19 protein-coding genes and 2 pseudogenes are annotated in these 23,615 nt (G+C 43.6%); 15 read left to right on the plus strand and 6 right to left on the minus strand.

What is annotated here, in order from left to right; genetic code table 11:
- Positions 1–43: 43 nt before the first annotated feature.
- Entirely contained in the window at positions 44–631 is a 588-nt protein-coding gene (locus tag JZY04_RS01430) for a DUF3575 domain-containing protein (RefSeq protein ID WP_032531925.1), read from the minus strand.
- Positions 632–898: 267 nt separating this feature from the next.
- Here JZY04_RS01430 and JZY04_RS01435 point away from each other — a divergent pair, with 267 nt between their 5' ends.
- The 5 genes from JZY04_RS01435 (at position 899) to arsM (ending at position 5,995) form a co-directional block, all read left to right on the plus strand.
- Positions 899–2,443 carry an acyl-CoA carboxylase subunit beta gene (locus tag JZY04_RS01435; RefSeq protein WP_005776394.1) on the plus strand — a complete coding sequence of 515 codons (1,545 nt, stop codon included), beginning with the start codon at positions 899–901 and terminating at the stop codon, positions 2,441–2,443.
- Positions 2,444–2,461: 18 nt separating this feature from the next.
- Complete coding sequence (accC, locus tag JZY04_RS01440) at positions 2,462–3,973, plus strand: acetyl-CoA carboxylase biotin carboxylase subunit (RefSeq protein ID WP_005786450.1); 1,512 nt, start codon at positions 2,462–2,464, stop codon at positions 3,971–3,973.
- Positions 3,974–3,986: 13 nt separating this feature from the next.
- Positions 3,987–4,511, plus strand: coding sequence for a biotin/lipoyl-containing protein (locus JZY04_RS01445; RefSeq protein ID WP_005809115.1), 525 nt, complete (start codon positions 3,987–3,989; stop codon positions 4,509–4,511).
- 211 nt (positions 4,512–4,722) lie between these two features.
- Positions 4,723–5,049 carry a helix-turn-helix transcriptional regulator gene (locus JZY04_RS01450; RefSeq protein WP_005776397.1) on the plus strand — a complete coding sequence of 109 codons (327 nt, stop codon included), beginning with the start codon at positions 4,723–4,725 and terminating at the stop codon, positions 5,047–5,049.
- Positions 5,050–5,164: 115 nt separating this feature from the next.
- Positions 5,165–5,995, plus strand: coding sequence for an arsenite methyltransferase (gene arsM, locus JZY04_RS01455; RefSeq protein WP_181996351.1), 831 nt, complete (start codon positions 5,165–5,167; stop codon positions 5,993–5,995).
- 109 nt (positions 5,996–6,104) lie between these two features.
- Here arsM and JZY04_RS01460 read toward each other — a convergent pair whose 3' ends face one another.
- Complete coding sequence (locus JZY04_RS01460; protein ID WP_122142396.1) at positions 6,105–7,367, minus strand: amidohydrolase family protein; 1,263 nt, start codon at positions 7,365–7,367, stop codon at positions 6,105–6,107.
- A 451-nt stretch (positions 7,368–7,818) separates the two neighbouring features.
- On the opposite strand from JZY04_RS01460, the gene JZY04_RS01465 reads away from it, so the two are divergent.
- A complete protein-coding gene (locus JZY04_RS01465) occupies positions 7,819–9,474 on the plus strand; it encodes a hypothetical protein (protein WP_044301681.1) in 1,656 nt (551 codons plus the stop codon).
- Between the two features lie 25 nt (positions 9,475–9,499).
- Positions 9,500–11,089, plus strand: a complete 1,590-nt coding sequence (locus tag JZY04_RS01470) for a hypothetical protein (protein ID WP_250704255.1) — start codon at positions 9,500–9,502, stop codon at positions 11,087–11,089.
- A gap of 158 nt (positions 11,090–11,247) precedes the next feature.
- Here JZY04_RS01470 and JZY04_RS01475 read toward each other — a convergent pair whose 3' ends face one another.
- Both JZY04_RS01475 and JZY04_RS01480 read right to left on the minus strand, forming a co-directional pair.
- On the minus strand, positions 11,248–11,454 hold the full coding sequence (locus JZY04_RS01475; RefSeq protein WP_022013044.1) for a hypothetical protein: 207 nt from the start codon (positions 11,452–11,454) through the stop codon (positions 11,248–11,250).
- 216 nt (positions 11,455–11,670) lie between these two features.
- Positions 11,671–12,207, minus strand: a complete 537-nt coding sequence (locus JZY04_RS01480) for a hypothetical protein (RefSeq protein ID WP_250707011.1) — start codon at positions 12,205–12,207, stop codon at positions 11,671–11,673.
- Positions 12,208–12,421: 214 nt separating this feature from the next.
- Here JZY04_RS01480 and lpdA point away from each other — a divergent pair, with 214 nt between their 5' ends.
- The 6 genes and pseudogenes from lpdA (at position 12,422) to JZY04_RS01505 (ending at position 18,687) form a co-directional block, all read left to right on the plus strand.
- On the plus strand, positions 12,422–13,771 hold the full coding sequence (gene lpdA / locus JZY04_RS01485) for a dihydrolipoyl dehydrogenase (RefSeq protein ID WP_122142393.1): 1,350 nt from the start codon (positions 12,422–12,424) through the stop codon (positions 13,769–13,771).
- The gene (locus JZY04_RS01490) at positions 13,771–14,502 is read left to right on the plus strand and encodes a lipoate--protein ligase family protein (RefSeq protein WP_122142392.1); all 732 of its coding nucleotides are present in this window, start codon (positions 13,771–13,773) and stop codon (positions 14,500–14,502) included. Before lpdA ends, JZY04_RS01490 begins: the two co-directional genes overlap by 1 nt.
- Before the next feature lie 252 nt (positions 14,503–14,754).
- Positions 14,755–14,901 (plus strand): annotated as a pseudogene (locus JZY04_RS21430) (biotin/lipoyl-containing protein); the annotation flags it as partial.
- Between the two features lie 198 nt (positions 14,902–15,099).
- Positions 15,100–16,092 (plus strand): annotated as a pseudogene (locus JZY04_RS01495) (dihydrolipoamide acetyltransferase family protein); the annotation flags it as partial.
- Positions 16,093–16,124: 32 nt separating this feature from the next.
- The gene (locus JZY04_RS01500) at positions 16,125–18,161 is read left to right on the plus strand and encodes a thiamine pyrophosphate-dependent enzyme (RefSeq protein WP_122142390.1); all 2,037 of its coding nucleotides are present in this window, start codon (positions 16,125–16,127) and stop codon (positions 18,159–18,161) included.
- A 16-nt stretch (positions 18,162–18,177) separates the two neighbouring features.
- A complete protein-coding gene (locus JZY04_RS01505; RefSeq protein WP_005776411.1) occupies positions 18,178–18,687 on the plus strand; it encodes a flavodoxin in 510 nt (169 codons plus the stop codon).
- A gap of 167 nt (positions 18,688–18,854) precedes the next feature.
- On the opposite strand, the gene prmA is transcribed toward JZY04_RS01505, so the two are convergent.
- The gene (prmA, locus tag JZY04_RS01510; protein ID WP_122142389.1) at positions 18,855–19,697 is read right to left on the minus strand and encodes a 50S ribosomal protein L11 methyltransferase; all 843 of its coding nucleotides are present in this window, start codon (positions 19,695–19,697) and stop codon (positions 18,855–18,857) included.
- Positions 19,698–19,907: 210 nt separating this feature from the next.
- Between prmA and JZY04_RS01515 the strand changes: the two genes are divergently transcribed.
- Both JZY04_RS01515 and JZY04_RS01520 read left to right on the plus strand, forming a co-directional pair.
- On the plus strand, positions 19,908–21,239 hold the full coding sequence (locus JZY04_RS01515; protein ID WP_122142388.1) for a hypothetical protein: 1,332 nt from the start codon (positions 19,908–19,910) through the stop codon (positions 21,237–21,239).
- 34 nt (positions 21,240–21,273) lie between these two features.
- Entirely contained in the window at positions 21,274–22,944 is a 1,671-nt protein-coding gene (locus JZY04_RS01520; RefSeq protein ID WP_122142387.1) for an OmpP1/FadL family transporter, read from the plus strand.
- Positions 22,945–23,032: 88 nt separating this feature from the next.
- Here the strand turns inward: JZY04_RS01520 and JZY04_RS01525 are convergent, their stop codons facing one another.
- Positions 23,033–23,500: a nucleoside deaminase gene (locus JZY04_RS01525; protein ID WP_122142386.1), complete on the minus strand. Its 468-nt coding sequence runs from the start codon at positions 23,498–23,500 to the stop codon at positions 23,033–23,035.
- Between the last annotated feature and the right edge of the window lie 115 nt (positions 23,501–23,615).

The raw sequence follows: 23,615 nt of genomic DNA on the forward strand, positions 1-23,615 counted from the left end.
ATTTAGTTTTTTATAATTGGTTCCGGAGAATGTGTGTGGGGATTTACTTGATAGTATAAATAATGCTGAGTCCTATTTTCGTCGGGCCGAAATAGTTCTTGTTGTTATGTCCCAGCTTTTCACCACATTTGCCACACGCATATTTATCGTAGTTCAGGCGGGCATATCCTGCACCGATGGTAGCTTCCATGCTCCAGCGATTCTTGAGTATCCAGTGGTAACCGTAAGAGATACCTGCACCGTATATCTTACCGTCATAGCGGTAGTTGCCCAATCCGAAGATGTCGAGATTGCTCATGTTGACATCGGCGTAATGGCCGTGCAGGCCGAAAAAGCTACCGTTGAAACGTTCGCAAAGCCAGTAACGGAGTTCGGGTTGTACCAGCCAGTGCTTGATTTGTCTGTTTTTGGAGAATTTCCAGGGGTTGTAGTTGCCCGATACGTCAAGAGTAAGTTTTTTCGCCAAAGCCACTTCAAATCCCAGGTTCGGAGTACTGGTAGCCCAGTAGAGGGCGTTGGTTTTGATGGCAAACTTGGGCAGATAAGTTTTTGTTCCCTGCTCTTGTGCATGTATGCCTGTGGCAAACACAAGCAGGAAGCATGCTGCTAAAAAAAGTTTGATTGTTCTCATTTTCATTTTGGTCTAGGTTTTTACATAAACTATTTGCGAGATTAAACGTCTGAGAGGGGAAGTTTGTTGACTCATACTCAAAATAATGTTATAGGACATGCACGCTAACATTTTTAAGCAAATAATTGTTATCCTAATAAAGTCGGGATTCCAAACTTTTCATTTTCTCCGGGAAAGAGGATGAAAATAAACAAGCAATTGTAATTTGGATTACATCTATTCTCTTTTTTACATGCTAACTTTACATATACTTTAAAATAATAGCCTATGAAAGAGCTTATCAATCGCCTGGAAGAACTGAACAGGCAAGCTGAAAAAGGTGGCGGAGACGCCCGCATCGAGAAACAGCATTCTGTCGGAAAACTGACGGCACGTGAACGCATCGACCTGCTTCTGGAGAAAGGGTCATTTATTGAACTCGATAAACTGGTAACCCACCGTTGTACCGATTTCGGTATGGAGAAACAGAAGATTTCCGGTGACGGGGTTGTGACCGGATATGGAATGATCGGCAAACGGCTTGTCTATGTTTTTGCCCAGGACTTTACCGTTTTTGGCGGTGCACTGTCCGAAACGTATGCCAAGAAGATTTGTAAAGTGATGGATATGGCTATGCAGATGGGGGCACCCATCATCGGACTGAACGATTCCGGAGGAGCCCGCATTCAGGAAGGAGTCCGTTCGTTGGCCGGTTATGCGGAGATATTCCTACGCAATTCTTTAGCCTCGGGTGTCATTCCGCAGATCAGTGCCATCATGGGCCCGTGTGCGGGCGGGGCAGTCTATTCGCCTGCATTGACCGATTTTATCCTGATGGTCAAAAACTCCGGTTATATGTTTATTACCGGTCCCGATGTGGTAAAAAGTGTTACGCAGGAGGAGGTCAGCAAAGAAGATCTGGGAGGGGCAGATGTCCATACTATGAAGTCGGGGGTGGCGCATCTTTCTGCCGAAAATGATATTGAATGTATCAATTACATCCGTGAACTGATTTCTTATCTGCCCGGCAATAATATGGAGGAACCTCCGTTTGTGGCTACCACCGATTCTCCGACGCGGCTTACGCCCGAACTATCGGAACTCGTGCCTACCAACCCCAATCAGCCATACGATATAAAAGAGATGATCCGTGCCGTGGCGGATGATAATAGCTTCTTTGAATTACAGGAAGAATTTGCTCGTAACATCGTTATCGGCTATATCCGCCTGAACGGGAAAACGATAGGAGTGGTGGCCAATCAGCCGTTGGCATTGGCCGGAACACTTGATATCAATGCTTCTATCAAAGCGGCACGTTTTGTGCGTTTCTGCGATGCGTTCAATATTCCGTTGCTCACGCTGGTCGATGTGCCGGGGTTTCTTCCGGGTGTGGATCAGGAGTATGGCGGCATTATCCGTAACGGTGCTAAACTGCTTTATGCTTATTGCGAAGCCACTGTACCTAAAGTGACTGTCATTACCCGTAAAGCTTATGGCGGTGCTTATGACGTAATGAGTTCCAAGCATATCAGGGGAGATGTGAATCTGGCATACCCTACTGCCGAGATTGCCGTAATGGGGCCGGACGGTGCGGTGAATATTCTGTTCCGCAAAGAGATTGACAAAGCCGCAGATGCCGAGGCGAAAAGAAAAGAGCTACAGGATGATTATCGCAGTAAATTTGCCAATCCGTACCGGGCTGCCGAATTGGGCTATGTAGACGAGGTTATCGACCCTGCCATTACACGTATGCGCCTGATACGCAGTTTTGAGATGCTCGCTAATAAGCGGCAGTCCAATCCACCGAAGAAACATTCAAACCTTCCACTTTAAAGCAGAGGAGAACATCGTATGATAAAAAAGATATTAGTTGCGAACCGTGGCGAGATTGCCATGCGTATTTTCCGTACCTGTCGGGTGATGAATATTGCTACGGTGGCTATTTATACCCGCGTAGACCGTGGTGCCTTGCATGTACGTTATGCCGAAGAGGCTTATTGTATCTCCGATTCGCCGGAAGATACCTCTTATCTGAAGCCGGAGAAGATTCTGCAGATTGCTAAAAAGACGGGAGCTGCCATTCATCCGGGATATGGCTTTCTGTCTGAGAATGCGGACTTCGCCCGTCGTTGTGAGGAAGAAGGGGTTATCTTTATTGGTCCGAGTGCCGATATTATTGCCCGAATGGGTATTAAGACTGAGGCCCGCCGGATTATGCGTGAAGCTGGTTTACCGATCGTACCGGGCACGGAAGATCCGGTGAAAGGCATTGCCGAAGCCAAAAAGGTGGCTGCCGAAGTAGGCTATCCCATCATGCTGAAAGCACTTGCCGGAGGTGGTGGGAAAGGTATGCGTCTGGTACGCAGTGAAGAGGAGATGGAAACCGCACTTCGCCTTTCGCAATCCGAAGCCGGAACTTCATTTGGCAACGATGCCGTTTATATTGAAAAATATATCGAGAATCCGCATCATATTGAGGTGCAGATACTGGGCGATAAATATGGCAATGTGATTCATCTGTACGAACGTGAATGTTCCATTCAACGTCGTAACCAGAAAGTGATCGAAGAGTCGCCTTCTCCTTTTGTGAAGCCCGAAACACGAGCCAAAATGCTGAAGGTGGCAGTGGAAGCCTGCAAACGAATCAACTATTACAGTGCCGGAACGCTGGAGTTTATGATGGACAAAGACCAGAACTTTTATTTTCTGGAGATGAACACCCGTCTGCAGGTAGAGCATCCGGTGACGGAAGAGTGTACGGGAGTGGATTTAGTGCGAGACATGATTCTGGTGGCTGCCGGCAATCGCCTCCCTTACCGGCAGGAAGATGTCGAATTTCGGGGTGCTGCCATCGAATGCCGCATCTATGCCGAAGATCCTGAGAATAACTTTATGCCTTCACCCGGGGTGATTACTGTCCGTGAGGCTCCCGAAGGGCGTAATGTTCGTTTGGACAGTGCTGCCTACGCCGGCTTTGAGGTTTCTCTACATTACGACCCGATGATTGCCAAACTTTGTTGTTGGGGGCGTAACCGTGATTCTGCCATTTCGAATATGGCCCGTGCACTGCGAGAATACAAGATTTTAGGTATCAAGACTACGATTCCTTTCCACCAGCGTGTGTTGAAGAATGCGGCTTTCCTGAAAGGAGAATACGATACTACTTTCATCGACACCCGTTTCGACAAGGAAGACCTGAAGCGCAGGCAGAATACCGATCCGACTGTAGCGGTGATTGCTGCTGCGCTGAAGCACTATGAAGAAGAAAAAGAGGCTGCTTCACGCGCCACTACGCTTCCGGTAGTAGGAGATTCGCTTTGGAAATATTACGGCAAGTTGCAGATGACTGCCAATAACTATTAAACTCAGAATGATTATGACAACAATATTAGCAACCTATTATGCCAAGATACAGGATGTGCCCGACAGTGAATATAAAGTGGAGATACTGGAAGACGGGCCTGTGAAGAAAGTGGCGGTCAACGGAAAAGTATATGATGTGGACTATAATGTAGGAGGTGATTCTATCTATTCCATCATCATCAATCATCATTCGCACGGAGTACAGATATCTCCGACTTCCCATTCCTCCTATACCATTATGAATAAGGGGGAACTTTATCAGATTGAACTGAAAGGGGAGTTGGAAAAGATTCATAATGCCCGTAACGGAGCAGATGTCGTAGGACGTCAGGTGGTTGTGGCTCCTATGCCGGGTGTTATCCTGAAAACTTATGTGAAGAAAGGAGACGAAGTGAAGAAGGGCGATCCGCTATGTGTGTTGGTCGCCATGAAGATGGAGAATGAAATTCGTTCGGTGGCCGATGGGGTGGTGAAAGAGATTTTTGTGGAAGAAAATACGAAAGTGGGATTAAATGACCGCATCATGGTGGTTGAGTAACAAACAGGTATTTAAGAGGTAGGGGCTCTGGAAGTTTTTATTTCAGAGCTCTTTTTACGTGTATTGTTATCTTTCATTGAAATAGATATAGTTGGCTTTTGGAGACCGGTATAAGATATTCTTAATCATTCCTAAAAAGAACCTGCTTCGTTTTGTCAATTCAGAATCTGTTCGTAGTTTTGCGAACAATAAACAATGGGAGAATGATAAAGTGAAAACAAAGCAGTACACAGAAAAGCAGGAGCAGCTTGCCCGTTTTGCCAAGGCTATGGGACATCCGGCGAGGATTGCTATCCTTAGTTTTTTAGCGAAACAGGATAGTTGTTATTTCGGGGATATCCATGAAGAGTTGCCTATTGCCAAGGCAACCGTCTCACAGCATTTAAAAGAACTGAAAGATGCAGGATTAATTCAGGGAGAAATAGAAGCACCTAAAGTTCGGTATTGCATCAACCGTGAGAACTGGGAGTTTGCCCGGTTGTTATTCGTAGAGTTTTTAAACGATTGCACCTGTACCGGGACATCATGTTGTGGATAAAGGGATTTTTTTACGAAAGATGTTCGTGTATTTACGAACAGATATTCTTGCAATAGGGCTTTAATGAAGAATATTGGATACGGAAGATTATAGTATGATTAAAAATAAGAACAAGATGGAAAAGAATCAGATAAAAAATAATCAAGATTTAAAGGAGTTAGTGAAACAACGTTATAGTGAGCTCGCTCTGAATGCAGAAGAGCTGAAAGGTTGCTGTTGCGGTAGAAACCCTTTGGCTGCTTCAAAAAAAGTATTTACCATAATGAGTGAGGACTATACAAATCTGAAAGGTTATGAACCTGGTGCGGATTTAGGGGTCGGCTGCGGATTACCTACACAATATGCCAATATCAGTGAAGGTGATACAGTGGTTGATTTAGGTTCGGGAGCAGGGAATGATTGCTTTATTGCCCGTGCGGAAGTAGGTGAAAGCGGTAAGGTCATTGGTATTGACTTTTCCCCTCAAATGATAACAAAAGCACGTAACAACGCACTTAAACGGGGATATGCCAATGTGGAGTTCTTGGAAGGTGATATAGAGAATATGCCTTTACAGGATAATACGGCAGACGTCGTTGTGAGCAACTGTGTACTTAATCTGCTTCCTGAAAAGAATATTATTTTCAAAGAGATTTATCGTGTGCTGAGGCCTGGCGGGCATTTCTGTATATCCGATGTTGTACTTAATGGAACATTCCCCAAAAAGTTTACTGATAATGCGGCGATGTATGCAGGGTGCATCGCAAGTGCTATTCAAAAGGAAGATTATTTGCAGGAGATAGAAAAGGCCGACTTTGTGGATATTCGTATTGCGAGGACTAAAACGGTTCTTATTCCTGATGAAGTGTTATATGAACATCTGGATGAAGACACGATCCGAAAGTATAAATCCGGAAATGTCGGGATTTACTCAATTACAGTAACGGGAGAAAAACGATCTGTGTAATATGCGGATTCTTAATTCTTTCCGTTTAAATGGATATAATTCCGGTTATCGCTGATTCTGCGTTAACCGGAATTTTATTTGGAGGGGAGTCGGGCTTTTCTACGTGAGATTAAATTTTATTCTTGTATATTGTTCCTCCCTTCATAATCATTGCGAAATTTCTTTCCGGATCGCCCAGTAGTGTAATGTCTTTCAGTACATCTCCATCCACCAGGATTAAATCGGCCCAGGCTCCTTCTTCTATACTGCCTAACTTTCCTGGATAGGGGTTTCTTGCACCGGATAAGGCCAGTAACTCCGCATTATCATGTGTCACCATTTTAAGAATTTCAAAATTGCTGAACCATTTCTGTAATTTGAGGATACCTTGATTCTGATTTTTCGTATTGGCCGGATTGAATAGTAAATCTGTTCCCCATGCCAACTTGACCTTATATTTCTTTGCCAGTTGATATGTCTGGTCTGTACCCTGAACTACTAAAGCATGTTTCTCCTGCTGTTCTTTCGTAGGGAACTGATTATCTCCCAAAGTGAAAGGCTGCATACTGAGCCATATCTCTTTCTCCGCAATCAGTTCCATAGTCGTCTCATCAATCAGATGTCCGTGCTCAATACTTTTTACTCCCGCATGGATAGCTCGTTGAATAGCTCTGGGCACATAGACATGCACCATTACATAGGTTCCCGCATCTTCTGCCGCTTTGACAGCAGCATGAATTTCTTCTTCAAAAAACTGTGTGTCTTCCAACCGATCGTATAGGGAAGCAACTCCGCCGCCTGTCATCAACTTGATCTGGCTGGCTCCCAAGCGGAGATTGTTGCGTGCGGCAACAGTTACGGCATCCACTCCATCGGCAATAATGGCAGCACCTATCTCTTCCGTATGCGTTAATCCGCAACAATCGAATGGACGCGGTTCGTCATACACCGCTCTGAAATCTCCATGTCCTCCTGTCTGAGAGATAAGGGAACCACTTGGATAGATACGTGGTCCGGAAAGAATCCCTTCATCAATGGCCCGTTTTAGTCCGAAGACCGGACCACCGGCATCCCTGATGGTCGTAAATCCGCGTAGTAGCGTGGCCTCTGCTTCCTGTCCGGCTTTGAATTGTGTATAAGCGGTGTCAGCAGTCAGCAGATCCATCATTGTATTGCATGACATATAAGCATGCCAGTGTGCATCGATTAGTCCGGGCATCAGGAATTTTCTCTTTCCGTCTATGATAGTGGGATTACTAATTCCGTCTGTAGGGATCGGATTTTCTGAAATGGCTTTAATCCGGCTGTTTTCTATCAGTACATTTCCCCGGATAGTCTGCTCGTGGCTGCCATCGAATATTTGAACGTTATTGATTAAAATACTTTTATCCATGATACATCGTTAATGGGTGAATACTGGTGGTATAACCCGTGAGGGAAGGTATTGGTTTACTTACCGGGATGATAAACTTCGTTAACCGAGAAATACTGCGTCTGTATTCTAAAAAACTTTACTAAATATGGAGTGCCCTTCTGTCTGATGATTTTGATTACTCTATATGCTGTTTTATGTCTTGTCATTATTAAAATAGAATATTTTTCTTGTCCGGAATAATTAAAATGACCTAATTAGAAAGTTCTAATAACTTTCCACATTGTACTATTTACAGTACTTTCATGCATAGATTACTTCTTTTTGATAGACTGTATATTAACCTTAATTGCTGTTGATTTGAACCTATTCTTTTTGCTGTACGTTCTCTTTTTATAGACGAAGTAATTGAACCCGTCACATTTCAGCCGGTAAATGTGGCATATTGTCTCACTATTAAACACATATGGATATGAAAACTTTATTCATTTTTCTATTTGTTTTGCTTGCATTCTACTCCTGCGATACGGACGAACCGATCAGTGCAGAGGATTTATCGGCTGCAACCGTTACGAATATGGATGATGTCGATGTAGCTTCCCGTCCGGGAAACTACTTAATCTGGCTCAATGGAACGAGTGCGGAAACAAAGAAAGTTGCAGTTCGACTGCAAACCGTGAACCACTACGACAAGATGATATCTTTTAATGATCTACCCGGTACAGATAAGCTGGCAACGTTGGAATCTATGGCAAAAGATACATTGAACGACCTGACAATTGTAGGCAATGTCGCTGACTTTTTAGCAGGTACTTATAATTTTGAAATGATACAGGATATCCGTCACAATCGTCAGGGAGTGATTTTAATTGCCAAAGATGGTAAGGAGGAAGATTTGAAGGAACAGATGCTGAAACTTTTCGGACTTTATGTAGATAAAGGGTATTATAAAGTTAGCTTCCCGCGTGAGCAGCGTTATGCTTATTATGACACAAATGATCCGGACGCTTTGAAGAAACTCTGTGGCACGAATGGTCTTAACCCCCATACCCGTAGTATGCTTTCTTCTCCCGGCCCAACGGATGATCCTTCTGCCCCTGAAGTTACCGAACGGGCTTTGCATGCTATGAAGAAAATTTATATCAGTAACCGGTTCTATGTTTATACCAGTGATTACAAGTATCATATGACTGGATATGAAACGCTGTTACCTTATACTGCTGAAACAAGGAATTATGCTCCAAGGGAAGATAAAAGGTATGATGGGATGGTTGACAGAGAATGGACTATTGATGCTTATAATTTACGCATTTATGCGCCAACCAATGGAGATAATATGCTTGCTGTTTACAGTTCGGGTGGCAACGGATTTTCCAACAGGCTCGATAATTCATTGGTATCTTTGAATAATCCACCCATGTATGAACTCTGGGCACTGATATGGGGATTACGGAATAATGCTTATACAAAGATTAATATCCGTGACGACGAACAGTCTCAATTAGATCTCAAATTGGTTGATTTTGCACCAGGACTGCCGCAAACCGAGAGTACCATTGAACATGCGTATGAAAAGAGTGTAGGGTTTGATTTGGGAGCAAGTCCTGTTTTAAAGGGTGAGTATCGTTGGGGAAAGTCTATCATCTATCAGCTGGCGGAAATGACCCGTGAAGTGACCCGTACGATTACCGATGCTGAGATGGATTATTGCTGGAAATGGTATCCTGAAATCCTTTTCAAGGGGAATAAAGCAATGAAAGCAGATGGTATGATCGATGGGGTTGCCATGATTTCGCCCGCATGGTATGATATTCTCTACAACCATGTGGCGGGAACCCCGGGTACGGATAATGTTTTTTGCGATTATAACAATGACTTGCAGTTTAACCAGAATTTGCTCAATTACAATCAGGAGTGTGCTATTACTGCTCGTACAACCGGCGCGTCGGCAGGTGTTGTAGCCATTGAAATAACTGACGGAATGGTGTTACAGCGCGGAGGAGCCTGGTTCACGAGTTGGGGAGCCGCAGTGATTCATCCTTTGCCAAGTAGTGCCGGCACTGCTTATGATGCCACAGTAGATGTGCATAAAACAACTACGGTGTGGATTGACTATAATAACTGGTAAAACGAACCATTAAAAAAAGATTATTATGAAAACAAAAATGATATATATGCTACTTCTGTTCTCGAGCATTCTTTTAGGGGCATGTGTTAGGGATATTATCGATGATGTTCCGGTGCCTGATGAAGATAATGAGATCGATAAGAAAGATGTAGTCTTAGTACGCATGGGAACTGATGATGCGGAAGTGAAAGATATTACTTCCCGTTTGTTCAACAACATTCCCACTTCCTGGGAAATAGGGAAAAAGACAATTGTGGACTATGATAAGATGACAAATCCTGAGATAGAACTCGATGCCGATATCAAGAATCCGGATATCTATGTGACGGTTATCCTGAACATCAAAGATGTTGTTTCCGGTAAATATCCGGTCTCTCTGTTCCGCATGCTGAAGTTCTATAAGAGAGATTTCTATGTTATTGCCACTCAGGATACTCCGGAACAAAAGAACGAAATGCTTTCATTAATAGGAGTTTATATGGAGCCGGGTTATTATGCCATTAATTATGATAATGTGCAGCATTACCGAATCTTTCCTTCTGCCGATCCATATGCCAAAAACAATATGATTGGTAAGGGAGCGGCCTCTTTCAACCAGCAACTGTTGACCCGTTCTGCGGATATTTTGCCCAAAGGTACCGATCCGGATCCTGCATATAATGCACAAATGGCAGATAAGGAGGCTTTGAAGCGGATAGAAATTTATAACCGTATCTACGGTTATGCTCAGGGGGATATGAACTATTCCATGCAGGCGGTTCCTTATAAGATGAAAGAGGGGGCAGCACCCGATGTGATTATAGATAACTCCTGGGCGATAGATGCCTATAACTTCCAGATATACAGTAAGAACAACAATTGTATATTGAGTATAACGAACGATGCAGGAAATGGTTTCACTGCAAATATCAAAGACTATACAACGCCCAAAGGAGCCAATGTCTATGCTTACATCTGGAACCTGATGCGGGAAGCCTCCAGTGAGATCACTGTCCATTCGGATGGGGGGATTTTCCGGGAAATCAGTTATCAGCCGCAAACGGTGAATCATGGAACCAATTATACAGAGAATTCTTTTTGGAAAGTATCTGTATCCGTATCACCTGCTGAACTGGAAGAAAAACCTTGGAAGGCTTTCAAAGTATCGTTTGGCAAGGAATCGTCTACTGAAATATCTTATAAAACATTGTCGATGGATTACTCTTGTAAAGGACAATATGGCAATGGGCTATACAGTAAACTCTGGCAGTTTATTCCCGGAGAGTTTTATGATAGAGCAGAAGCCTTTGTTTACGAAACGAGCGAGGGGTTGCGGTGGATTGATGCTGCGCAGGCAATGACTCCCAATTATGTAACATGGGGGGGCTGGACTCTTCGCCAGAATTATCTGGCTCACATCAACAATAGTATGAAGCTCCATCGGCAGCAGTGTATTTATTCTCTGGAAGCTGATGCGCAACCCGGAGTTGTTTCTGTTGCCATTACCGATGCTATCAATTTGCAAAAGACTTATGTGCATTATAACTGTGGTATTCGCTATGGACACGATTCGGCTAAAACGGATCTCAAAATGTCGAAGATGGTTTGGATTGATTTCAGGCAGTGGGACAATTGAAACATCTAATTAATACGGAAAAAGTTATGCGAAATCTCTGTTACAATACGGATATGTGTAGCCCTTATATGCCTTATTCAGATGAGAAGTGAAGTGTTTCAGTCGGTCGCCATCTCCCCGGAAAGGAGGTGGCGACATTGTCTGTAAATGTTGCTTTTTTAAATCTTTGTTAATTGCTTGGGTGAGCCATGCCAGGAACACCCCAAGCAATATACTTCTGTAAAGTCGAATCCCTCAGTTGAGGCTTCCGGATATTTGGGGACTACTGTTCCATCTTGGGTGATGTATACTAATAACCGCTCTCCTTGGCTGTTTTTTACGTACATACCAGCGATTTTGCACTGGGGACAGAGTAATTTCTTCATATTACTAAAAATGGATTCTTTGATAAAATGTTATTTTATAATTGTTTTCATTTGTATGCCTATAAATCGGATGACATTCTACAAGCTCTTTAAATCTCAGCTCTCTGCAAATATGAATAGCAGATTTAGTAAAACTACTTCTATCTAATTATTTTGAGAAGAGATATTCCTATTCTTTGGTGGTCTGCCAAAGATTTTTCTGTGGTCTGCCATTACTTATTGATCGCATTTCAACAGGGCTTGCCTATAAATAATTTTTCTATTTGGAATATCATAAATCTCGGTGACCGAACCCTTCTTTTTACCCTGTTCTGATATATATTTATCCAGCGCAGGATATACTTTGATAAAACCAATAAATATGGAAAGCCCGTTTTTGAGTGGAAGTTCAGCTGTTGCATAGTCTTCTGACAGTAGAACTTTTGTTTTGTACATGCATTCGTTGACAGACAAACGGTTAGTGTCTTTAGACTCAATGATGCAACCGATTTCCGAACGTAGCTTATCCTTGGCTATTTCTTTCGGATTATCATAAAAGATACCTATGCCTCTGTTGGCTTCTATTTTAAGTTTGTGCAACAAGTAATAATAGATCTTGTTGGTTATTGCTTTAGTCTGTTTATAGTCGCCTGTTACTTCTTGGTAGACAATAGTTTCTCCACCGGACTTTTGGGTACTTACTTTAATCTCGGAGAATCCGCCCAAGTAAGCATAGAGCCCCAGTAATAATACTAAAAGGATTATGATTAACATCAACAGTGTCATTTCTTCTTTTTATTAATGATAATGTTATGACCATTTTTAATGGATGCTGCAAAAGTACATATTTCCTTCTTATGTTTATGGTAAAAAAGCGACTTGTTACTTTTGTTCTCTTTCTTCATATGAAAGATACAGGATCAACTTAAAACTAAGCTCTATCCTTTTTTGTTGTTAATAGTAGGAATAACTTAAAAATTATACGATTATGAAATATGATATAGCTATCATTGGCGGGGGACCCGCTGGATATACCGCTGCCGAGCGGGCAGGAGCAAACGGATTACGTGCCGTTTTGTTTGAGAAAAAAGCAATGGGTGGCGTGTGTCTCAATGAGGGATGTATTCCTACGAAGGCATTACTCTATTCTGCCAAGATACTTGATAGCATCAAGAGTGCCCCGAAATATGGTGTCTCTGTAGATAGTGCTCCCACATTTGATATGGAAAAAATGATTAACCGGAAAAATAAGACGGTACAGAAACTGACGGGTGGGGTAAGAATGACGGTGAACTCTTACGGAGTGACCATTATAGATAAAGAAGCGGTGATAGAAGGTGAGGGTGAAAATGGTTTCCGCATCCATTGTGACGGAGATGTTTATGAGGCGACCTATCTGATGGTTTGTACAGGATCGGATACAGTGATTCCTCCTATAAAGGGGCTTTCGGATATAGATTACTGGACTTCGCGTGAAGCATTGGATAGTACCGTTCTTCCCTCTTCACTTGCCATTATCGGTGGAGGAGTAATCGGAATGGAATTTGCCTCATTCTTTAACAGTATGGGCGTCAGGGTACGGGTTATCGAGATGATGCCGGAAATTCTCGGGGCAATGGATAAAGAAACCAGTGCCATGTTGCGTGGAGACTATACAAAGAAAGGTATAAACTTCTATTTGAATACAAAAGTAACAGAAGTGAGTGATAAAGGGGTGACAGTGGAGAAGGATGGAAAGAACTCGTTTATTGAAGCCGACCGGATATTGGTAAGTGTAGGTCGGAAAGCTAATATCACTCAGGTAGGATTGGATAAACTGAATATCGAATTACACCGGAACGGTGTAGTAGTGGATGAACATATGTTGACCTCTCATCCACGTGTATATGCTTGTGGTGATATTACCGGTTATTCACTGTTGGCACATACCGCTATCCGTGAGGCAGAGGTGGCTGTTAACCATATTTTGGGTATAGATGATTCAATGAATTATAATTGTGTTCCCGGTGTGGTTTATACTAATCCTGAACTTGCCGGCGTTGGTAAAACAGAGGAAGAATTGATGGCTAAGGGTATTTACTATCGGGTACAGAAGCTCCCAATGGCTTATTCGGGACGTTTTGTTGCCGAGAATGAATTAGGTAACGGACTCTGCAAACTGATTATCGATCATAATGATCGAATTATCGGTTGTCACATGCTGGGTAATCCGGCTTCGGAAATTATTGTCGTGGCGGGCATTGCTATTCAACGGGGCTATACGGTCGATGAATTCAGAAAGAGTGTTTTCCCACACCCGACAGCCGGTGAGATTTATCACGAAACACTGTTTGCCTGATGCGTTTCATCAACAGTTTTTCAACGGATGCCGGTTTTAACTTGGCTGCTGAGGAGTATTTGCTGAAACAGGGTACGGAAGATGTATTCATGCTTTGGCAAAGTGCTCCTTCCATAATTATCGGTAAGCATCAACGGATGGAAGCGGAAGTAAATTTAACGGTAGCAGGTGAAAAACAGATCCCTGTATTCCGCCGTTTTTCCGGTGGTGGCGCAGTATATCACGATCTGGGTAATATCAATCTTACATTTATTGAGACTACCCGCCTGGCACGTTTTGAGACTTATCTGGAGAAAACGATTATAATGCTGAGTGCTGCCGGAGTGGCAGCGACAGGTGATGAACGGTTGGGTATTTATGTCGGTGGGCGAAAGGTTTCGGGCAGTGCGCAATGTGTACATCGCAATCGCGCGATGTATCATTGCACATTGCTGTATGATACGGATTTGAAACTGCTGAATACACTGCTTGCCGTAGCCCCATCAGAGGAAAATATCAGATTACATCCTTCTGTACGTTCGGTCCGTAGTGAGGTGACGAATCTGAAAGAGTATTTTTATCCGGCTATGCCTACAGATAGGTTTCGGAATTGGATTTTCAGTTATTTTGCAGAGACATCGGTCTCCGAGGGATTCAGCAAGGCAGAACAAACAGTCATTAAAGAGTTGCGTAGGGACAAATACAATGCACTTGATGAAGAGGCATACAGGCGATTTACCAGACCTCGTTAATCAAAATATAAAGTTTTTAGCTTACCGGTCTCCCGATATATGCGTTGAATGTATGTACTATTAAGGTGGTAATGGGAGTACTTTGATTCCGGATTGAATTATAAACAGTTTTCTCAGATGCTTATTAATCTTCTTTTTTCAAGCTATTACTTAAAAAAAACACTAACTTAAAACATTCTTTTTCAAAATCTTGTTCTACTTAAACAAGTGAAAGAATAAATAATTGTATGTATGGCAAGATTCGAAATAAAAATGCCCAAACTGGGCGAAAGTATTACCGAAGGAACCATTCTGTCATGGTCGGTACAAGTGGGTGACAGGATCAATGAAGATGATGTGCTTTTTGAAGTAAACACCGCTAAGGTGAGTGCGGAGATCCCTTCTCCCGTTTCCGGAAAGGTGGTGGAGATATTGTTTAAAGAAGGTGATACTGTGCCCGTGGGCACTGTAGTTGCTATTGTAGATATGGATGGAGAAGACTCCGTAGAAACATCGGAAACTGAAGGTTCCGCGGAAGGTACATCTGTCTCCGAAGCGGCGGAAGTTTCAAGTGCCGCATCTGCTCCGAATGTGAAAGCGGAAACTACTGTCTCGAAAGTAGAACGTTGGTACTCACCGGCGGTGCTCCAACTGGCACGGGAGGCAAAGATTCCCCAGGAAGAACTGGATGCGATCCCCGGGACAGGTTATGAAGGACGGTTAAGTAAAAAAGATATCCGTCATTATATTGAAATGAAAAAAGGTGCTTCGGTTGCCGATACCCCTGTTGCGGTGTCTTCAGCGGTTAAGGTAAACACTCCTGCTTCTTCACCTGCGACTCCGGTTGCTGCTGAAATGCCAAAGAAACCTGTAGCTGTGGCTTCTCAGTCCCTCAGCCCCTCTGTTTCGGACGCATCGGTAGAGGTGAAAGAGATGGATCGTGTTCGTCGCATTATCGCCGACCATATGGTGATGTCGAAGAAAGTTTCTCCGCATGTGACCAACGTGGTTGAAGTCGATGTCACCCGGTTGGTTCGCTGGCGTGAAAAGAATAAGGATGCCTTCTTCCGTCGTGAAGGGGTGAAACTGACTTATATGCCTGCCATTGCTGAGGCTACGGCGCAGGCATTGGCTGCCTATCCGCAAGTGAATGTGTCTGTGGATGGATATAACATTCTGTATAAGAAACATATTAATGTCGGCATTGCGGTTTCTCAGGATGACGGAAACCTGATTGTCCCTGTGATTCACGACGCTGATCGCTTGAATCTTAACGGACTTGCCGTAGCTATCGATTCGTTGGCGAAAAAGGCCCGGGTGAATAAGCTGATGCCCGATGATATTGACGGAGGTACGTTTACAATTACCAATTTCGGCACTTTTAAGATGTTGTTCGGTACGCCGATCATTAACCAGCCGCAGGTAGCAATACTTGGCGTGGGAGTTATCGAAAAAAAGCCGGCCGTAGTGGAGACTCCCGAAGGCGATGTGATTGCCATTCGTCATAAGATGTACTTGTCGCTCTCTTACGATCATCGGGTGGTGGATGGTTCGCTGGGAGGTAACTTCCTGCATTTCATTGCCGATTATCTGGAGAACTGGAAAGAGTGACTGCTGTGTGAAACTAACTAAAAAGATTGAAAATGAAGAAATATGATATAAAAACCACTGACGAACAGACCCTCCGCAAGTGGTATCATTTGATGACCCTGGGTCGCGCTCTCGATGAGAAAGCACCCGCCTATCTGCTGCAATCCCTTGGCTGGTCTTATCATGCTCCTTATGCCGGACATGACGGTATCCAACTCGCTATAGGGCAGGTCTTTACCCTTGGTGAAGACTATCTTTTCCCTTACTACCGGGATATGCTTACGGTTCTTTCTGCCGGAATGACACCGGAGGAACTGATTTTGAACGGAATTTCGAAAGCTACCGATCCGGGCAGTGCCGGACGTCATATGTCCAATCACTTTGCCAAACCGGAATGGCACATCGAGAATATCTCTTCTGCTACCGGCACACATGATCTTCATGCGGCAGGCGTGGGACGCGCCATGGTATATTATGGACATAAAGGTGTAGCGATCACTTCACACGGAGAGTCCGCCACTTCCGAAGGCTTTGTCTATGAAGCCATCAACGGTGCCAGTAACGAACGTCTTCCGGTGATCTTTGTGTTTCAGGACAACGGTTACGGCATTTCTGTTCCCAAAAAGGATCAGACAGCCAACCGTAAAGTGGCCGATAATTTCTCCGGTTTTAAGAATCTCCGTATCATCCATTGCAATGGGAAAGATGTGTTCGACTCGATGAATGCCATGACCGAAGCTCGTGAGTTTGCTATTGCCAATCGTACTCCGGTCATTGTCCATGCTAATTGTGTCCGTATCGGTTCGCACTCCAATTCGGATAAGCATACGCTTTATCGTGACGAAAACGAGTTGGCTTATGTGAAAGAGGCCGATCCGTTGATGAAATTCCGCCGCATGCTATTGCGCTATAAACGCCTGACAGAGGAAGATCTCCAGCAAATAGAGGCTGCCGCTAAAAAGGAACTTGCCGCAGCCAATCGTAAGGCCTTGGCTGCTCCCGATCCGAAACCGGAAAGTATTTATGATTTTGTACTTCCCGAACCTTATATCCCTCAAAAGTATAGAGACGGGCTTCCGGGACCTGTTGAAGGAGAGAAGAGTTTTATGGTGAATGCCATCAACGAAACTCTCAAAGAAGAGTTCCGTCGTAACCCCGATACATTTATTTGGGGACAGGACGTAGCCAATAAGGATAAAGGAGGTGTATTCAATGTAACCAAAGGTATGCAGCAAGAGTTTGGTGATGCACGTGTATTCAGTGCCCCGATTGCTGAAGACTATATTGTGGGAACCGCTAACGGTATGTGTCGCTTCGACCCTAAAATACATGTTGTTATCGAAGGAGCTGAGTTTGCCGACTATTTTTGGCCAGCCGTAGAACAGTACGTGGAGTGTACGCACGAGTATTGGCGTAGTAACGGTAAGTTTACTCCTAATATAACACTTCGTCTGGCTTCCGGTGGTTACATTGGCGGTGGATTGTATCATTCGCAGAATCTCGAAGGGGCTCTTACGACTTTACCCGGTGCCCGCATCGTTTGTCCGTCGTTTGCCGACGATGCTGCCGGATTACTCCGTACCAGTATGCGTTCCAAAGGTTTCACTCTTTATCTGGAGCCGAAAGCACTTTACAACTCAGTAGAGGCTGCTGCTGTTGTGCCCGAAGAGTTTGAAGTTCCTTTTGGTAAAGCCCGTATCCGTCGTGAAGGAACCGACCTGACTGTAGTTACTTACGGGAATACGACTCATTTCTGCCTGAACGTAGCCGAACGTCTTGCTCAGGAGGGGTTGGGCTGTGTCGAAGTCATCGATCTCCGTTCGTTGATCCCATTGGATAAAGAGGCTATTTTTGCCTCTGTGCGGAAAACCGGTAAAGTATTGGTTGTACATGAAGATAAAGTCTTCTCCGGTTTCGGTGCTGAGATTGCCGCGCAGATTGCCGAAGAGATGTTCCGTTATCTGGATGCTCCGGTACAGCGTATTGGCTCCACCTTTACTCCGGTGGGTTTCAATCCGATATTGGAGCGTGCCATCCTGCCGAATGATGAAAAGATATATAAAGCAGCCAAAGAGTTGCTGGAATTTTAATTAAAAGCAAGCAATCATGAAAAAGATAGGAATATTTTATGCTGCCAAAGCTGATAAAACCTCTTGGGTAGCTGAAAAGATACAAAAGGAATTCGGTGCTTCCGCCGAGTCTGTGGCTATCGAAAATGCCTGGCAAAACGATTTTGAGGCTTATGACAACTTTATTGTCGGAGCTTCCACGTGGTTCGATGGTGAGTTGCCCACTTATTGGGACGAACTACTTCCCGAACTCCGTACTCTTCAGTTGAAAGGGAAGAAAGTTGCCATCTTCGGACTTGGCGACCAAGTGAAATATCCTGAAAACTTTGCCGATGGTATTGGTATTCTTGCCGAAGTATTTGAGAATGACGGAGCCACACTTGTTGGTTTCACCTCTATTGACGGATATAGTTTCGAACGCTCACGGTCTTTGCGGGATGAAAAGTGGTGTGGACTGGTTATTGATATTGAAAATCAGTCGGAAATGACTGATAAACGAATAAAAGACTGGTGCAAACAGGTAAAAAAAGAATTTGAGAGCCAATAAGGATCTTTCAAGAGTAACAAAGACCTTATTCGGAGGTAAGCTACGCAAATCCCACAAATATTCTAATTTTGTACCCATCAAAGAAATTAGTGGGATTTGCATTTATTGTTATGTTTCCTGCTCTTTTAGATGATTGAGCACAGGATGAATGTTCAAAGGAACTTTAATTAAAGTACAAATTTTACTGCTGCCCACCGATTCTTTTCCTGATGGTGCACAAATGTAAGTCCGTTCTTTTCCGCTTCCTGTCGGATGACCGGAATATCATCTACATAAAATCCGCTCATATATAGCTCCGATCCCGGGTGCATGCATGCTGCATACTGTTTCATGTCATTCAGTAAGATATTCCGGTTGATATTGGCTATTACTACATCGAATGGTCCTTTTCCTGCCAAAGCCGAAGCATCTCCCTGAGAAACGGCAATATCTGTCACTCCGTTCAGTTCGATGTTCTCTATCGAATTACGTACACACCATTCGTCAATATCGATGGCTGTACAAGGTTGAGCTCCCCGCATCCGTGCAAGGATGGCCAGGATTGAAGTTCCGCATCCCATATCCAGCAAGGACTTACCGGTTAGCTCACTATCTAACAGTTCACCGATAATCAGGCTGGTTGTTTCATGGTGACCCGTCCCGAAAGCCATCTGCGGATTGATCACGATGTCATATTCCGCTTTGGGCACGTCTTGATGGAATGTACTATGAATCACACAACGGTTTCCGATCACAATGGGCTGAAAGAAATTCTTTTCCCACTCTTCGTTCCAGTTTTTATCTTCAGCTTCGGTAAATACATAAGTAATTTCCGTATCCGGTATCGGGAAGTTTGCCAGTTCAGTTTTCAGTATCTCTTCATTGTAGAGTGATTGTTGAATATAAGCAGTCAGTCCGCCTTCCCGTTCGACAAAACTTTCAAATCCGGCCTCACCCAACACGGCAGCCAGTACATCATTCACCGTTTCGGTGCAAGGATGGGTATCAAAAGTGAACTCAAAGTACTTCATAAGTGTTTTTTTTATTTGCAAAAGTACGATTTAAAGAGATAGAAACAAAGTAAACATTGTTTTTATCGGGTTGAGATTTGTTAAGTTAAAGAACGGCAAAATAGGGAAATCCCTATTATTGTTTGGGGAAAATCTATCCGGTAGCGTGAATACCTTGCTTATCTTTGTAACGTGAATAAAAAGATAAAGTAACCAATAAACCACGGAAATATGAAAAAGATTGTTTTATTATCGCTGTTTGCCCTGTGCCTTCCACTGGCTGTGATGGCACAAAGCAATAATGACGACCTTTATTTCGTGCCTTCTAAGGAGAAAAAACAGGAAGCAGAAAAGACTCCTGTAAAGAAGGTGCCGGAAAAAAGGACAGTCACCACGAATATTTATACGGCTCCGGGTACTACGGTAGTGGTTCAGGACCGTAAAGGAAACAAACGCGATATGCGTGATGTGGATGAGTATAACCGCCGTTACGATGCTAAAGATAATGAGTTCGCAATGGAGGACGATACATTATATGTAAAAGAAAAAGCTGTCTCTGATCCGGATGGTGAATGGGTGAATGGTTTCAATGGCTCGCAGGATGACTACGAGTATGCAGAACGTATCATTCGTTTCCGTAATCCTCGTTTTGCGGTGAGCATCAGCAGTCCGCTTTACTGGGACATTGTTTATGGAGCTAACTCTTGGGATTGGAACGTTTATACAGATGGCTTCTATGCTTATGCGTTCCCAACGTTTACCAACCGCTTGTGGTGGGATTGGCGTTATAATTCTTATGGTCCCGGATGGGGCTGGGGATGGGGCTGGTCTTCACCTTATTACGCCTGGGGAGGCTATTATCCCGGTTATTGGGGTGGCTACTGGGGTGGTTACTGGGGCGGCTGGTATGGCGGCGGCTACTGGGGACATCACCATCATTATCATCCCGGATGGGGTGGTGGAGGCAGTTGGGCAGGAAGATACGATACTTATACCCGCCGTGGTTCGTCTGCTGTAAGAAGTAGCTATGGAAGTCCTTCAACTGTTCGTCGGTATGGTTCAGATGCGGTTCGTTCCAATAGCGGTTCTGCTGTTCGTTCGTCCGGAACCTCCTCTTATAGCAGAGGACAAAATTCTGCTAGACGTGTGATTGGTACACGTGTAGTGGGAGAACGTCCGGGATCTACTACCCGTACAGATGCTTCTTCTTCACGCCGAAGCACTTATACGCGTCCAAGTAGTACACGCAGTAGTTCTTCTTACGAGGGTACTCGCGGTGGTGCTACTACCGGTTCTCCTTCTTACTCTGAGGGAGGCAGAAGGGCAAGTACTAGAAGTAGTTCTACTTACACCCGTGGCAGTTCGGCAACTCCTTCACGCAGTTATTCTAATGAAGGTACCACCCGTCGTTCGTACAACAGTACTCCTTCTCGCAGTAGCTCGTCTACACGCAGTTATTCTTCACCATCCGGTAGCAGTTCACGTAGTTATTCTACTGGTGGCGGCGGTGGTTCTTCCCGTTCTTCCGGTGGAGGTGGCGGCTCTTCAAGAGGTAGAAGATAATAATGGAGATATTAACTTTAAAAGGTATTTGACGATGAAAAAAATAATAACTTTAGCAACTTTAGGGCTGCTGGTAGCAGCAGCCCCAATAAGTGCACAAACTGTGTACGATGCTGCCAAGATAACAGGAAAAGATCTGAATGGAACAGCCCGTTTTGTAGGAATGGGCGGTGCTATGGGGGCTTTGGGAGGTGATATCTCTACAATTGGAACTAACCCTGCGGGTATCGGTATTTATCGTAGCAATGATTTTATGACTTCTTTTGGTTTCTCTTCGTATGGGACCGAAAGTAAGTATTTGGGGAATAAATTAAGCTCGGATAAAATCCAAGGCTCTTTTGATAACCTGGGTTTTGTGTTTGCTACAAAAATAGGTAATGCAACTTCATTGCGTTATGTGAATTTTGGATTTAACTATCACAAGGCTAAGTCTTTTTATAAGAATATGAAGATGACAGGAGGACTTGGTAACAGTTCGCAGACCTATCAGATGGCCGAACAGGCAAGCGGTATATCAAAATGGGGAGATCATCCTTACGATGATCCGGAGATAGGATGGCTTTCCATATTGGGATATGACGGTTGGTTGATTAGTGATATTACAACTGATAAAATGAATGCAGCCGGCAAGCCTAATTCTCCGTATGTGGATAAAGATGGGAATCAAAGATATGACGTCAATGGTAAACCACTGTATACAACACCGGGCAATTATTATGGTATGTATGATGATGGTGTTGCCAACTTTAGCTCACAGGAACGTGGAGGAATCGATCAGTATGATTTTAATATTGCTTTCAATTTTAATGATCGGTTTTATCTGGGATTGACTATTGGAGCATATGCTGTTGATTATAGTAAGTACACTTATTATTCTGAAGCATATACAGGAGCACATGCACCACAGAATTACAACTTAAGAAGTTGGAATAAAGTAAGAGGTTCGGGCTTTGATGTAAAATTAGGTACGATTCTTCGTCCGTTCGAAGATTCTCCGTTCCGTATCGGTCTTGCTATCCATACTCCTACATTCTATAATCTGGATTATAAGACCAGTGCTTATTTGGAATCGGATGTGCTGAATGTTGAGACAGGGAAGATAGATCAGTGGTCTATAGATACGAGGGATAAGTTACCCGGAAATGGAGATATGGTACGTGAATTCCGGCTTCAGACTCCGTGGACTTACAATGTAAGTTTAGGATATACTGTGGGTACCAGTCTGGCATTAGGTGCTGAATATGAATATCAGGATTATTCAACGATGAAGTTCCGAGGACCGACCGGTTCAAGTTCAGAGTTTACGTTTGAAAATAGTACGAGACCTATGATGAAAGGTGTAAATACCCTCCGTCTTGGCCTTGAATATAAAGTGATTCCCCAGTTTGCTTTGCGTGCTGGTTATAATTACTCTTCGGCAATTTTCCATGGAGATGCTTTCAAAGATATGCCTTTTTATTCTATCCAGACAGATACTGATTGGGCAAATACGAAAGCTTTGAGCAATTATACTTTGGGTATTGGATATCGTGGATCTATGTTCTATGCAGATTTGGCTTATAAATTCTCTGCATATAAAGAAGATTTCTATCCGTTCGTAAATAAGTATGAGGAGAACAACGCAACTACGGTACTGACACCGGAAACAACCAAAGTAACAAATACCCGTAGCCAGGTATTGTTTACTTTAGGTCTGCGTTTCTAAACAGATTCCCAAGCAATTAAATTATAACTTTTGTGTGTATAGAAATCCCCGAAGGACGATGCAGTGTTCTTCGGGGATTCTTGTTTTATTAGTACTCTATCTTATCTTCTTTCTTCATCCACTCCTCAAAAGCCTTGATTGCTTCGTCGTGAAGTAATATCTCGGATGGCAACTTCCTGTCCTCAGGTTTCAGTTCCAATTCATCGTAGATAAACGAGTCGTCGAACCCGATGTTTTTGGCATCTGTCTTGTTATTGCCATAGTACATCTTGTCTAATCGTGCCCAATAGATAGCACCCAGGCACATGGGACATGGTTCGCAAGAGGTGTAAATCTCGTAACCGCTCAGGTTAAAAGTTCCCAGTTTTGAGGCGGCAGCACGGATAGCGCTTACTTCTGCATGAGCGGTGGGATCGCACGAAGCTGTTACGCGGTTAACACCTGTGGCTACTATTTCTCCATCTTTTGCGATAACGGCTCCGAAAGGGCCTCCTCCGTTTGCTACATTTTCTTTGGAAAGCTCAATCGCTTTCCGCATTAGTTCTTTTTTGGTCATGTGATATAAAAAAATCTATCGTTGATATTGTTATATGTTTTTTGCAAATATAAACAATTAGAACGATAGATTGTTCCTTCAAGTTAAGAAATCGGCCTATTCTTTACGGATTGAC

It is taken from the genome of Bacteroides sp. 11BF (assembly GCF_019633765.1).
GTDB classification, from domain to species: domain Bacteria; phylum Bacteroidota; class Bacteroidia; order Bacteroidales; family Bacteroidaceae; genus Bacteroides; species Bacteroides hominis.